The following is a 12,057-nucleotide window of genomic DNA, read 5'->3' on the forward strand; positions in this document are numbered from 1 at the left end:
CAGCAGCCCATTTGGCGAGCGGCACGTGGACACCAATCACCATCGAAAAGTTCCAGGTGGCCAACACTCGACCGGTTTGGTCCAACACCGCCGCGACGTGCACGTCCTTGTGCGTGTCGACGCCGACGGTCACGTCCTGGTCCTCGCTCACGCTGCCTCCTACCTGCTGCTGCATTGACGGCATGGCTCGACCACCGAGCACGAGGAGAACGCTGGACAGAACGGGGATGAGGGACGAACCCGAGCTCCTAATCAGGTCACCACGCCGGCCCGTGCAGGTGCCGAGAGAGGTGCCCCCGCCGACCGGGTCGACGGGTCCACATGAGGGCACGGAGCCAGTTCAAAGTCGGGTCAGGCCCGGCCGGCGGGAGCACCCTCACAGAATCCCCGTTCAAAGTTTCTGTACGTCTTCAAGGCGGCCCTGAACGGGCCGCATGCGCCGCCGCCTGGGCGCGCGTCCGTCGCTCCGCTGGCGCTCCGACTCCGGCCACGCAACACGCCCGGCGGCTGGCGCGGAAGCGGGAAGCCCAGGGGGCCGCCGCAGAACGACAGGCGGTTGACCGGGTGGTGGTGGGCCGGCAGCCGGCCGGGCCGCGCGGTCACGAGACCGCGCGGCGTAGGGGAGCGCACGCCGGCCGCGTCGGCGAGCTGGCGGCGGTCACGGTGTTGCGGATACTGCGCCTCCGGCGGGGGCGCTCCGGCTCCAGGATGGCGGGGCACCGTCGGCGGATCGCGGTCCGTGGATGGTTGCGGTAGGCCATCCCGCCTGCCGTCGACCCGGGCAAGCCGAGCAGACCACCACCCGACCCGCCAGCGTCCGAACGCGCGTCAAGGTCCGCTTGACGTGGCGGGCCGGGCGGAGGCCCGCTCCCAATACGGCGGGTCGATGGCAGACGGGATGGCACGTCTCGCTCTAAGATTACCTGCGTGACTGGACCAGAGATTGCGGCCGTGGGTAAGGCGATTGAGGTCCTGGGCCAGAGGGCGCTGGCCCAGGATGAAAAGACGCGGGATGAGTTGCTTGTAGCCGCCCAAGGGACCCCTGAATTTCAGGCAGCAGCTCGCACTGCGGCAGCGCGCATAGCGGTGAAGGAGCGGATCAAGCTACGGCTCTATCAGCCGTTTGCGCGCATGATTGGCGTAAGCAAAGCCTATTTTGAGGACGTTTTTCCCGATGAGATGGCTGCCAGGACTGCTCACATTCCTGATGAGCACATGGTCACGCCGCCAGCGAGCGTAGCGGTGCCGGCGATGCAGGGCCTCAGCTACAGCTTCGAAGAAGCCGACCTCAGAGAACTGTACTTGAACCTGCTAACAACCGCTACGGATGATCGCCGTTCTGAGAGTGCCCACCCAGCCTTTGCTGAAGTAATTAAGCAACTAAGCGCGCGGGAAACGACACTCCTTAACGCCACGCTTTCGAGACTGAGTGTGCCGGCCGCGCGCCTCGACGACCGAGCGGATTCCGGCGGCTACCGAGTGCTGCTGTCTCACCTTATTGACGTTCGTGACGTTCTTACCAACGAACCGATCGAAGCTCCGCTTGCTCCGCTTTGGATAGACAACTGGGAAAGGCTTGGCCTAATTGACGTCAGCTACCAGAGCCACCTAGTTGATGAAAAGCAATATGAGTGGGTAGTCAAGCGACCCGAGTACATTCAGTTCAGTAGGGCGATAGGGGTCCGGAAGCTTGTGCACACGAAGGGTATGATCTCTCGTACTTCGTTCGGCGAACGGTTCATTCAAGCTGTCTCCCCGCCGCCAGGGTTTGTTCGGCCTTCTACGGTAGAAGACGCGGGCGGCCACGTGACTCTGCACTAGCTGGACGCGACGTGATCAGGTTGAGGCGACCGGGACCTGAAGCATGTGTGGAAGTCGAGTACATAGGCGACAGGGTCGCTCCCTCTTCCGCTGAGTGACTATCTGAGTGACGACGGGAGCGAGCGGTGACGGACGTCCATGGACGCCAGCGGAACGGGTCCCCAGGTCGAACGGGCTGACCGTCCAGGTGAGCAAGCCGCGTTGGTTGCCTGGGGGTCAAGGGGTCGTCGGTTCGAATCCGGCCGTCCCGACGCAGGTCAGAGGGCTGATCCGGAAATCGGGTCGGCCCTTTCGCCGTTCTGGGGACCAAGATCAGCCCAAGATCAGTCAAGTTGAAGCGTGCCTAGCGCTGCTTGACCGACGGTCAAGTCTGAAGTGTCCAGCCGGGATGGCTGCCGAATCGCTCGTTCTCTGGATCAAGGCGGCCCGCAAAGCGGGCTGCGCTGGCCCGGTCCCGGCCTGCTGGCGACCTCCGGCCGGCATCGGCCGGGCCGGTCGGCCACGCTTGAGAGTCGCAAGGATCAGAAGACCTCGGGGCTCCGCCCCCGAACCCCGGCCCTCCTCAGAGATCCGCCAGCAGTGGCACACTCCCCGCATGAGTTACGACTTGGCGGTGTGGGAGGGCGACCTGCCCGCCGACGACGAAGCGGCCGCTGAGGCATACGAAGCCCTCTACGAGCAGTACTTCGAGAGCGAAGAGGAACTGCCGCCGACGCCGTGCATCCGCGCCTACGTCGATGCTGTGGCAGCTCGGTGGCCCGACCTCTATGGCCACGACGCCCAGCTCTATCCCCTGTCCGAAGGGCTCATAGACGAGGCGTCAGGCCCGATGCTCTACCTCACGATCCCGTTCAACCGGTCCGACGAGGTATCGGCCGGAGCGGCACAGATGGCCGCCGATCACGGGCTTGTTTGCTACGACCCACAGTGGGAGCACCTCCGCCCCGCCGCCGGTCACGACGACCGAGTCTGAAGGTCAGCACGGGCCATCTGTGGCCAGCAACCGTGGCACCCAGCGGTCACGAGGGGCACGAGGGGGCACGAAACGCAGCCCGGCAAACCACCGGCCGCAGGCGTTTCGGGCATCACGACCGGTTGGGCGCGCTCTTCCATACTGAAGGTGTGCATGGTTCGCTCCTGCAACTGATTGAGCGCCTGGCCGAGCTGCCGGACGACGCGACCCTCTACGCGGCTCGTCCGTGGTCACCTGAGTCGGACGCGGTTGCCGCGATCGAGGGGCCAGGCGGTGAGTCACCCACCGAACTCCCGCATCTCCTTGAGGTCGAACTTGCGCGTGAGGCGGTCGACGTGTGGTCGGAATGGAGGAAGGGCCGCAGGCCCACTGCCGGCGATGCCTGCGCGGCCGTCATTCACTACGCCACCCACGATGCGTACATGCCGATGAACGTCGACACATGACCGGAGCCTCCTCCGCCGCGCTGCCCCGTGCCCGTTGCGTGCCCCATGGAGCGGGAGCCGAGGGTCAACAGCGGTCAGCTCCTGGACGAGGCAGCAAGCCTGGCGGTCCAGGTCACGCCAGATCACTGCCGAGCGGGATGAGACCGTGACCACAGTTCCTAAACCGTACGCTGCGGTCATCCAGCGTGTCGGCGTCCCGGGGACCATGTAGGGACCACACGGCCTGCGCGATGGCGCGCGGTACGACGTCGTTTCGTTAGGGGTTCTTGGTGTTGGTGTCGATGGTGTAAACCACGTCTGGCCCGACGTCATGGCGGGTGATGCCGGGTACGTCGGGGATGTTGAGCAGTGGTTCGTATGGGGTGCCTTGGACCCGGTTGCGCAGCAGGACGACGCTGCGGATGCCGAGCTGGTGCAGCCGATCCAAGGCCGGCTCGCTGGGGAAGGTCGCCATAACGTCGCGGATCGCCTGACGGTTGGGTGTGGTGTAGCTGGCCGCACCGTTGACCATGGCGGGAAAACCGTCGGTCGACCAAAGTAGGACGTGGAGGTCGATGCCGTCGTTGGACGGCAATACCATGATGGGAGCGTGCGCGGAGGCTAGCGCCATCGCGGCCGGTTCGGCTGGGGTTTGGGGGTGGTCCAGGTCAGGTAGGCCCTCAGCTAGCACGAGGACCAGCAGCGGAACGGTCAGAAGGCGTCCCGCTCTCACCGACCATTCCGGCTTGGCGTCCCTGCGAGCCGCCTCGTACAGGTGGGTAACCAGGCCAGCCGCGAGGATGGCCAGGCAGAGAGTGGGCCACAAGATCAAGCGGCCTGGTGTACGGGATCCATCGAACCCGGGCACGTAAAGATAGAGCAGGCGGTAGATCGGCCCGTTCGTGCCCAGCGCGAACAACACTCCGACGACCGCCCCAAACAGCAGCAGAAGCCGTTGCACCGGTGACCAGCGGGATAGGAACAGGCCGGCGAAGGCCAGTAGATACAGTGCATACCCGCATAGCAGCACTTTCTCAGTCGGTACGTCACCGAGTGCGATGCGGGCGTCGTTGTGCAGGGTGCCCCAGGGCAGCGAGGACTGCGGCGCCACGAGAAGCCCGCGCAGTGTCGGGGAGAAATGCGCGACGTAGTCCCAGTCCCGGGTGACATGTGGGTTGAGCTCGCGCACGTGTTTGTACGCGTACGCGAAGTATCCGGTCACCGCGGTGAACACCAGCCCGCCGATCAGATCACCGACGATCAGCCGGAGGCTAAGGCGTGGGCGGTGGATCAGCCAGGCTGTCAGTGTGATCAGGCAGAGGGCGGCGAGGACGTATACGAATCCCAGCCCCACGCCGAAGCCTAGGCTGACCTGCCAGGCCGCAACCAGCCAGCCAGCGAACGCCCAGCCCGGCCGGACTCGTTCGGCAAGGTAGCCGCGGGTGAACGAGAGTCCGTGGCCGCGCGCCAGCATCGCCAGGGCCAGAGTGATACCACCGGTGGAGAGAATATTCAGATGGCCGTCGTGGCCGTAACGCCAGGGCGCGTAGGCGAGGGCGGCCCCGGCTACCGCGGCGGCGACCTTATTCGCGCCAAGCTGGCGCAGGAGCGCGTAGCCGCCGAGGAAGGCGAGCGCGAAAGCCAGCACGAACAGGATGTTGTAGCGCAGCACGGCGCCGACTACACCGTTGCCTATCAGCCCTGCCGGGGCATAGCCGAGCAGGCTGTCGTTCAGGGCTAGGCCGTACGTGTCGGGATAGAAAGCGTTGGTATCCCACAGGCCACGCAGACCGTGGGTGAGAGCGTGGCCACCCCATCCCACCAGCCATGCTTGGGCCGTCGGGTCACCAACGTCACCGACTATGGTGTGGGCCGGGTCGGCGATGGGCACAGTCTTGGCGCCAGCAGTCATCACGCGAACCGCGTACGGCGGAATCAGCCAGATCATCGCGACAGCGAGGAGCACCGAACCGAGGCTCGCGATACTCAGTTCTCGCAGATGGGCCCTACGTGTCAGCCAGTCCCTCGTGCCTCGACCGGCACGCGCGAGTCGGCCACTTTTTCCAAGCTCGCTGAGAGTGACGGCTGATGTCGGGCCTCCTGCCGGTGGCTCTACCTGCGTCATCACATTGACCCTCACTGTTGAACTGCCGCAGTAAATCATGAGCAGGGCGGCGCATAGAGTCAAGACATCGATCAATGCCGTTCCGAGCCGGGCCTTACGCTGTTTATCAAAGGCGCCTTGTCACGCAGGAGTCGCGATCGGTGCAGCGGCGAGTTTTGCCGCTGTCGGAACAGGACATGCCAGGGTTGCCGCAGGCCCTCGCCCGGGTTCCGGACCGACGGGACGCTGGCGGCCGGATCCATCCGCTGGCGGGACTGCTCGCGATCGCGGCGGTGGTTTCGGGAATCGAGTCGCGTCGTGGACATCGTCGCATGGGCCGCCGACCTGCCGGAGCGGCGTGGGAGCGTCTCGGTGCAGCGTCGTGGTCGATCACCGCGACGTCGATCCCGGCGGCGCGGGCCGCGGGCTTCGGGCGCGAAGTGGCCGTCGGGCCGGCGTGGCCGTAGGGGGTTCGCAGGGACCAGCAACATCATCCGGGCATCGTGCCGGAGGGGCGACCTCGGGCTCTACCTGATATGACGATCGGGCAGGTCATCGTGATGCTGCCCTCGGTGTCTGCCGATTCCTCAGAGGAGAGTGGCGCGTTGCTTTCATGAGGGCACAGTCAGTCGTGGGGAGCGCCGGCCTGCGCAGCTATCCGCTTGGCGGTGCATCGCCGTCGGATCGCCAGTCGGTGAACAGCTCGGCGAGTCTGGTCATGGTCTGGTTGGTGAGGATCTTGGTGGCGTCTTCTCCGAGTGGCTTCAGGGCGTGTTGTCGTACTGCGGGATGTTGTGCTGGTGCAGGGCAGATGAACACAGCGAGGATCTGGAGTGTGACCTCCCTGCGCAGCCGGCGGTTCTCCTCTGCCATCTCGCTGGTCGGCCGGTCGGTGCGCTCACCCGCGTCAGCCTCGGCCTGCCGGATCCAGTTCCTGGGCGCCTCGTGATGCACACAAGCTACTCAGCCAACCTCCGGATCACCCGACTCGCGATACAAGCGCACACCGCGCTGACGTAGCTCATCGGGGCACTTCTTCGGTGCTGCCACTGAAACTTCCCTCACGGCCAACAAACCATGATCAAGAAGTTCCATCGGTGTCGCTGGGCACCACCCAACAGGTCAGTCCAGGAGACGTGCCGTGACGGGGGGCACCGTGGCCTGGCCACCCCGGTTCACCAGTCGCCCTGGCCGACACCTGGTGTGCCGGCTGCCTTGCGCAGGCTGTCCGGCAGAGGCTCATTGCGCTGCTTCCAGCAGACGTCCGATCGCCTTCTTGCGTCCGTTGACCGAACCGGCGAAGTTGACCAGGAAACCGAAGAAGATGACGGTCTCCGATGCCCACATCGCCACCCGGGAGCCACCACCTGGGCGCGGCGCGATGGTGATGGACATGGTGATGCCGCCGTGGATTCCGCGTCGGCGCATGTTGATCGTGCCCGGTCCGCTCGCGGTGGTCCACAGCACCGCGCGGGGGCCGCCGAACGCGGTGCGCACGATCTGGGCGGTCTGCGCCGGGTCGTACGCGGTCTCGGTCGTGGTTGTCGCGACCGCCTTTCGTGTCTCGATGAGTTGCCAGACGACGAAGCTGACTAGGGCGGTGACCCCAACGAAGCAAAGAAAGCCTTCCATAATGGCTCCATTTCTCAGTGAATGGCATCGACACGGCCTGCCCAGGTGACACGGCGGAGGAATCAGTCGCGCTGCTCTCGGAGCTGGTTGACACGTTGCATCTCGTAGCCGGTCAACAGGGCGGTCGGCAGGCCACGCGAGCGTTTGAACTCGATGCCCGCGTCGATCAGCGGCAACGCGGCGGGGATGCGCAGCGTGTCGCCGCCGTACATCTCCCAGGCAAGGCGCGCCGCGCCGAACGTCGCGAAACCGCCCTGGTCTCCTGCCACGACAGCTCGCAGCGCGGTCAGGAAGCCATCCTGGTCCCTGGTCGCGTGCCGGTGCAGCTCCCCGAAGCGGTCCCACATGTCGCCACCGTCGATGCCGCTCCCGTGCACGTCGAGCGAGTACCGGCCGAAGGTCTCCAACCACCTGAACATGTCGTCGGGAAACGGGGACTGAGGTGACCGACTGAAGATTCCCATGCCGCTCTCTGACGGACCGCTGTCCGTCAGAGAACGGCGGAAGGCTACCGAGAGGTCCCTGCGACACGGCGAGAGGACGGCATCGGCAATGGGTGAACGGCCGCCGCGAACCTCCTACGGATACCTCGCGCCGCCGGACGCGCGGGTGCAAGGCTGGGAGTGCAACAACGACGGTTGTGGGACCGGCGACGAACCTGCGCCGCACTCCTGGCCGTACCCGTGTCGGGAGTGTCACAGGCCAACCGATGCCACCTTCGAGGAACCGTGGGCGCACGACGCCAGGGGCTACAAGATCCAGAATCACCTGCACAGCCCGGACCATCACTTGCGGGGGATGGCCGAGCTGGAGCAACACTCCTGGGCGTACAAGGACGCGTGGCTCCGCGACGATCGCCTGGCGGCCGACCGGGCGTGGAGGGCGTACCGCCGGGCGAGGCCACCACGGTGGCAGGAGACCGACGGCTACTGGATGACGACGAAGTCCATGTCCGAGATGGTGCGGCTCGCCGCTGCGTTCGACGACCTCGACCCTGCGATACACGACGTGCTGGAGTGCTACCCATTCATCAACACCAGCGACGTCGACGAGGACAACACCCGGCGGACGATCTCGCGCACCTTCGTGTCGATGTGCATCGCGGTGCTGGTGCGCCAGTCCTCCATTGACCATCCTCGGGAGGCAGAACTCCACGCCGCGATGCGCGACGTCGCGGGCCGCATCGAGAGCGTACTGCTGGACCAGCACCACCGCGGGATCCGTCGCATCGCCGAGATCCGTGCCCTCCATCGGACCCGGGCCGCCATCGTGCGGACCCGCCGATCGTCCGCGGTCGCCTTCGACGGTTTGCCGCCGATCTCGGCGGCGATCGCGCTCGGCCGAGGGCCCTGCGCCACGGACGATCCGCACGATCTTCCCGGTGTCTCGGAACTGGACTCGAAGCGCGTATTGGCGCTCGCCGACGCGGCGATCACGATCGCGGAGACCCACGACGACACTGGTCCGCTCGACGAGCTGGTCCAACGCCTCGACTACGCCGGGACCTATCCTGGTCTCATCCGCCTGCTGCAGGGCCGCCGGCAGATCGTGACCGGGGACCTGGATGCGGCCGTCGCTGAACTCGAACGCGGCTCTCATGAGGACGACAGGCTCGCTCGGCGGCTGCGGCCGCAGATCCTCGCTACCCTTGGCTTGCTTCTGGTACGGATCGACCCGAAGAACCTTGAACTCGGAATCGAGTGCTGTCGAGCCGGTCGGCAGGCCGGTCTTCGCTGGTGGAGGCGCACCACCCCGGCTGATGCAGGTTTGGCCAGGCTGCTGTTGTGGCGGGGGCTGCGGCCCGGATCGTCATTCGCCGATGGTCCCGGCGACGTGCACGAGGCGGTACGGCTCATCCGTCGCAGATCCCGCCTCGGACACCACCACGGCGCGGACGACCAACTCCTGCTCCAGGAAGCGCTTGCCGCCAGGGACGCCCTCGCCGGTAACACCGGCAACGAGCATCGGCACCGGGCCTGGCGCGACTCGGTGAACACGCCGTGGAGCACCGCGGCGAGGGCCCGGCTGGCCGTCGCGTGGGCGGAGTGGGCCGTCGGCACCGGCGTCGCGGAGTTCGCCGCCGAGGCGTACCAGCAGTTGGTCGCTCTGGCGTCTCAGGACGCCGTCGCGCGGTACGGTGCCGGCGCGAAGCAACGGGTGCTCGCCGCCGCCCAGGAGTACGCCGAGGAGGCTGGATACTGGCTGGCCCGGACCGGGCGGTACCGGGAGGCGGTTCTCGCGTTGGAGACCGGGCGGGCCGTCGGCCTGACCGAGGTGATCGGGCGGGACAACGCCGTGGTATTCGATCGGCTGCGTGCTGCCGGTCGGGCGGACCTTGCCGACGAGTACCGACGTGCGATCGAGGATTTCGATGAGCAGGAACGTCACCCATCCGCCGGACTTCGGGGGTCCTGGGCGTACCTCCGTGATGTCGCCCGGCGAATCGCCGCGGTGACCGGCGCGGACCCGTTGGCGATCGCGGTGAACTACGACGACATCATCGCCGCGACCGGCGACGGCGCCCTGGTATACCTCGGTGCGGCAAAGGCGGGTGGGTACGCGCTCGTGGTGGCCGCGCGGCACGATCCGCAGTATGTCGACCTGCCCAAGCTCGATCGGGCGAGTGTCGCCGGGCTCGTCGCCAAGGTGCTGCCAGAAACCGAGGCGGCGACCGGCCTCCGTAGCTTTGCGATCGTGAATGGGAAGCCTGCTGGGGCGCGCGACCTTTCAGCGTTCGGGCAGACGACAACCAGTCCGATGACCGAGGCCCTCCATACGTTGTGGAACGACGGTGTCCGCGACGTTGTCCTTCTCAGTGCGCGAGGTCGGATCGTGACACTCGTGCCGGTCGGTCTGCTCAACCTGCTGCCGCTTCACGCCGCCGGTGAGCCGAGCACGCCTAGTGAGGAACCCGCCGGGCGGCGCCACATCGGACAGTTCTCCGCGATTCGGTACGCACCTAACGCTCGCGCCCTCCGGCGTTGCCGGGACACGGCAAGGGAACTCGCCGTACGAAAGCAGAGTCTGCTTGCCATCGATGTGCCGGACGGACACCGGGTCGACCCTCGTGGTCACTTGCGGTACGTCGCCCGGGAGACCATCGAGATCGTGCGCCGCTGGACGGGGCTGCCCACGTCGCCGAGCCATGCCTGCACCTGGGAGGAGTTCCGCAGTGCGGCCAACGAGCACACCGTCTGGCACCTCGCTTGCCACGGCTCGGCCGAACCCGGCTCGATCCTGGACAGCCGGCTGTACTTCGCCGACCGTCAGGTCACGCTGGAGGAACTGCGTCGCGCCCTAGCAACGGGCCGACGCCGCCTGGCGGTGCTCTCCGCCTGCCAGACCAATGTCAGCGGTATCGCCTTACCGAACGAGGTGGTCGGGCTGCCGTCGGCCCTGATCCAGCTCGGATTCGCCGGGGTGATCGCGACAGCGTGGGCAGTCGACGATCTGGCCACCACCTATCTCATGACGGCGTTCTATCACCTGTGGTGTCGGGAGGAAAACGAACCGGCCGTTGCGCTGAACCGCGCCCAACAGTGGCTCCGCACTGCTAACCAAGCTGACTTGACCGCGCTCCTACCCGACATCGAGCCACCAGGTGCACCGGGTGATTGTCCCTACACGGATTCGGAACACTGGGCGGCCTTCGCGTACACCGGTGCCTGACCGAGTTCCCGCCGACCGTGCATTGCTGCGAACTCTCCCACGAGATCGACGGCAGGCGGATCGCCAGGAGTCGGTCCGTGCTGTCCGCGCTTGTGCTGATCTTGACGAAGCCCATGTCGGGGGTCGACGAGGTCGTGTTGTCGCTGTATGCCAAGGGTTTGACCACCGGCGAGATCTCGGCGCAACGTGCCGAGATTTACGGAGGATGCTGGCACAGATCTCTGACCGCAGCCTGACCCCCGCACGGCTCGGCCTGCAAGTCGCATGCCTGGCGCGACGCCTGCACCGGACTGGGAACTACGCCGAAGAAGACCCGCCCCTACCGGCCACAGCCCAACAACCGCCACCGACCCCACACCGACACCAGCGGCCTACCACCCATCACCAGGTTGACCAACCTGCCTGGACAGCACATCCAGGCTGCTGCCTTCCGGGCCAGGACCAGGGTCGAGTGAGTCAGGTCAGCACCCGGATCGGGTTGCCGTCGAGGAAGGCGCCGATGTCGTCCACGGCGTCACGGAAGAACGTCGCGTAGTTCAGCTCGCTGACATAGCCGAGGTGCGGCGTGGCCAGCACGTTCGGCAGCGTACGGAACTCGTGGCCGGCGGGTAGTGGCTCCTCGTCGAACACGTCGAGCCCGGCTCCCGCGATCCGCCCCTCGCGCAGCGTGGATGCCAGGGCGGACTGGTCGACGATCGCCGCCCGCGAGGTGTTGACCAGGTAGGCGGTGGGCTTCATCAGCGCGAGTTCCCGCGCGCCGACAAGCCCGCGCGTCCGGTCGCCGAGCACGAGGTGAACGGAGACGACGTCGGACCCGGCGAGCAGGGCATCCAGGCTGGGGGCCAGCCGCGCGCCGCCCTCCTCGGCCCGCTGGCGCGTCAGGTTCTGGCTCCAGGCCAGCACGTCCATGCCGAACGCCCGCCCGACCGCCGCCACCTGGGACCCGATCCTGCCCAGGCCGAGCAGCCCGAGTGTGCGTCCGTGCAGGTCGGTGCCGACGGTGTGCTGCCAGGGGCCGCCGGCGCGCAGCGCGGTCGCCTCGGGCACCAGGTGGCGGGCCAGGCCGAGGATCAACGCCCACGTCAGCTCGACCGTCGAGGTCCAGCCGCCACCTGTGCCGCACACCGTGACGCCGTGCGTGCGCGCCGCCCCCAGGTCGATGGCGGCGTTGCCTATGCCGGTGGTGACGAGCAGCCGCAGGTGCGGCAGCCGGTCGAACACCTCGGCGGGGAACGGCGTGCGCTCCCTCATGGCGACCACGATGTCGCAGTCGTGGATGGCCGCCACCAGATCGTCGGTGTTCGTGAAGTGCTTCCGGAAGCTGGTGGCCCGCACCCGGGACCAGTCCGCCAGGCCGAGTGCCACGTCCTGGTAGTCGTCCAGCACGGCGCAGCGAAGATCACTAGACATGACAAATAATCCGCCTTCCATCT

Annotated in this window: 10 protein-coding genes and 1 pseudogene; 6 read left to right on the plus strand and 5 right to left on the minus strand. The window is 66.7% G+C overall.

Annotation, left to right across the window (positions count from 1 at the left end):
* The first annotated feature begins 927 nt into the window (after positions 1-927).
* From MED15_RS18855 to MED15_RS18865, 3 genes are all read left to right on the plus strand, one after another.
* On the plus strand, positions 928-1,821 hold the full coding sequence (locus MED15_RS18855; RefSeq protein ID WP_146766727.1) for a DUF4393 domain-containing protein: 894 nt from the start codon (positions 928-930) through the stop codon (positions 1,819-1,821).
* 595 nt (positions 1,822-2,416) lie between these two features.
* Positions 2,417-2,794 (plus strand): hypothetical protein, encoded by a 378-nt coding sequence (locus MED15_RS34255; protein WP_112736420.1) that lies wholly within the window; start codon positions 2,417-2,419, stop codon positions 2,792-2,794.
* Positions 2,795-2,916: 122 nt separating this feature from the next.
* Positions 2,917-3,240, plus strand: a complete 324-nt coding sequence (locus MED15_RS18865) for a hypothetical protein (RefSeq protein WP_146766728.1) — start codon at positions 2,917-2,919, stop codon at positions 3,238-3,240.
* Positions 3,241-3,496: 256 nt separating this feature from the next.
* On the opposite strand, the gene MED15_RS18870 is transcribed toward MED15_RS18865, so the two are convergent.
* The 4 genes from MED15_RS18870 to MED15_RS18885 form a co-directional block, all read right to left on the minus strand.
* Positions 3,497-5,185 (minus strand): hypothetical protein, encoded by a 1,689-nt coding sequence (locus MED15_RS18870; RefSeq protein WP_244220504.1) that lies wholly within the window; start codon positions 5,183-5,185, stop codon positions 3,497-3,499.
* Between the two features lie 792 nt (positions 5,186-5,977).
* On the minus strand, positions 5,978-6,277 hold the full coding sequence (locus MED15_RS18875) for a helix-turn-helix domain-containing protein (protein WP_112736424.1): 300 nt from the start codon (positions 6,275-6,277) through the stop codon (positions 5,978-5,980).
* Positions 6,278-6,562: 285 nt separating this feature from the next.
* Positions 6,563-6,955 carry a hypothetical protein gene (locus MED15_RS18880; RefSeq protein WP_112584362.1) on the minus strand — a complete coding sequence of 131 codons (393 nt, stop codon included), beginning with the start codon at positions 6,953-6,955 and terminating at the stop codon, positions 6,563-6,565.
* A 62-nt stretch (positions 6,956-7,017) separates the two neighbouring features.
* Positions 7,018-7,374, minus strand: a complete 357-nt coding sequence (locus MED15_RS18885) for a hypothetical protein (RefSeq protein ID WP_112584363.1) — start codon at positions 7,372-7,374, stop codon at positions 7,018-7,020.
* 538 nt (positions 7,375-7,912) lie between these two features.
* On the opposite strand from MED15_RS18885, the gene MED15_RS18890 reads away from it, so the two are divergent.
* From MED15_RS18890 to MED15_RS34260, 3 genes and pseudogenes are all read left to right on the plus strand, one after another.
* The gene (locus MED15_RS18890; RefSeq protein ID WP_167457676.1) at positions 7,913-10,624 is read left to right on the plus strand and encodes a CHAT domain-containing protein; all 2,712 of its coding nucleotides are present in this window, start codon (positions 7,913-7,915) and stop codon (positions 10,622-10,624) included.
* A 77-nt stretch (positions 10,625-10,701) separates the two neighbouring features.
* Positions 10,702-10,860: a hypothetical protein gene (locus MED15_RS33505; protein WP_167457675.1), complete on the plus strand. Its 159-nt coding sequence runs from the start codon at positions 10,702-10,704 to the stop codon at positions 10,858-10,860.
* A 6-nt stretch (positions 10,861-10,866) separates the two neighbouring features.
* A pseudogene (locus MED15_RS34260) lies at positions 10,867-11,079 on the plus strand (hypothetical protein); the annotation flags it as partial.
* A 1-nt stretch (position 11,080) separates the two neighbouring features.
* Here MED15_RS34260 and MED15_RS18900 read toward each other — a convergent pair.
* On the minus strand, positions 11,081-12,034 hold the full coding sequence (locus tag MED15_RS18900; RefSeq protein WP_112736428.1) for a D-2-hydroxyacid dehydrogenase family protein: 954 nt from the start codon (positions 12,032-12,034) through the stop codon (positions 11,081-11,083).
* Between the last annotated feature and the right edge of the window lie 23 nt (positions 12,035-12,057).

Origin of the sequence: Micromonospora noduli (genome assembly GCF_003264475.1) — a bacterium.
GTDB classification, from domain to species: domain Bacteria; phylum Actinomycetota; class Actinomycetes; order Mycobacteriales; family Micromonosporaceae; genus Micromonospora; species Micromonospora noduli.

Bases quoted from the DNA above. Each gene is read 5' to 3' on its own strand.
- MED15_RS34255 (WP_112736420.1), top strand. From the start codon at position 2,417: ATGAGTTACGACTTGGCGGTGTGGGAGGGCGACCTGCCCGCCGACGAC.
- MED15_RS18880 (WP_112584362.1), bottom strand. From the start codon at position 6,955: ATGGAAGGCTTTCTTTGCTTCGTTGGGGTCACCGCCCTAGTCAGCTTC.
- MED15_RS18885 (WP_112584363.1), bottom strand. From the start codon at position 7,374: ATGTTCAGGTGGTTGGAGACCTTCGGCCGGTACTCGCTCGACGTGCAC.
- MED15_RS18890 (WP_167457676.1), top strand. From the start codon at position 7,913: ATGGTGCGGCTCGCCGCTGCGTTCGACGACCTCGACCCTGCGATACAC.
- MED15_RS18900 (WP_112736428.1), bottom strand. From the start codon at position 12,034: ATGTCTAGTGATCTTCGCTGCGCCGTGCTGGACGACTACCAGGACGTG.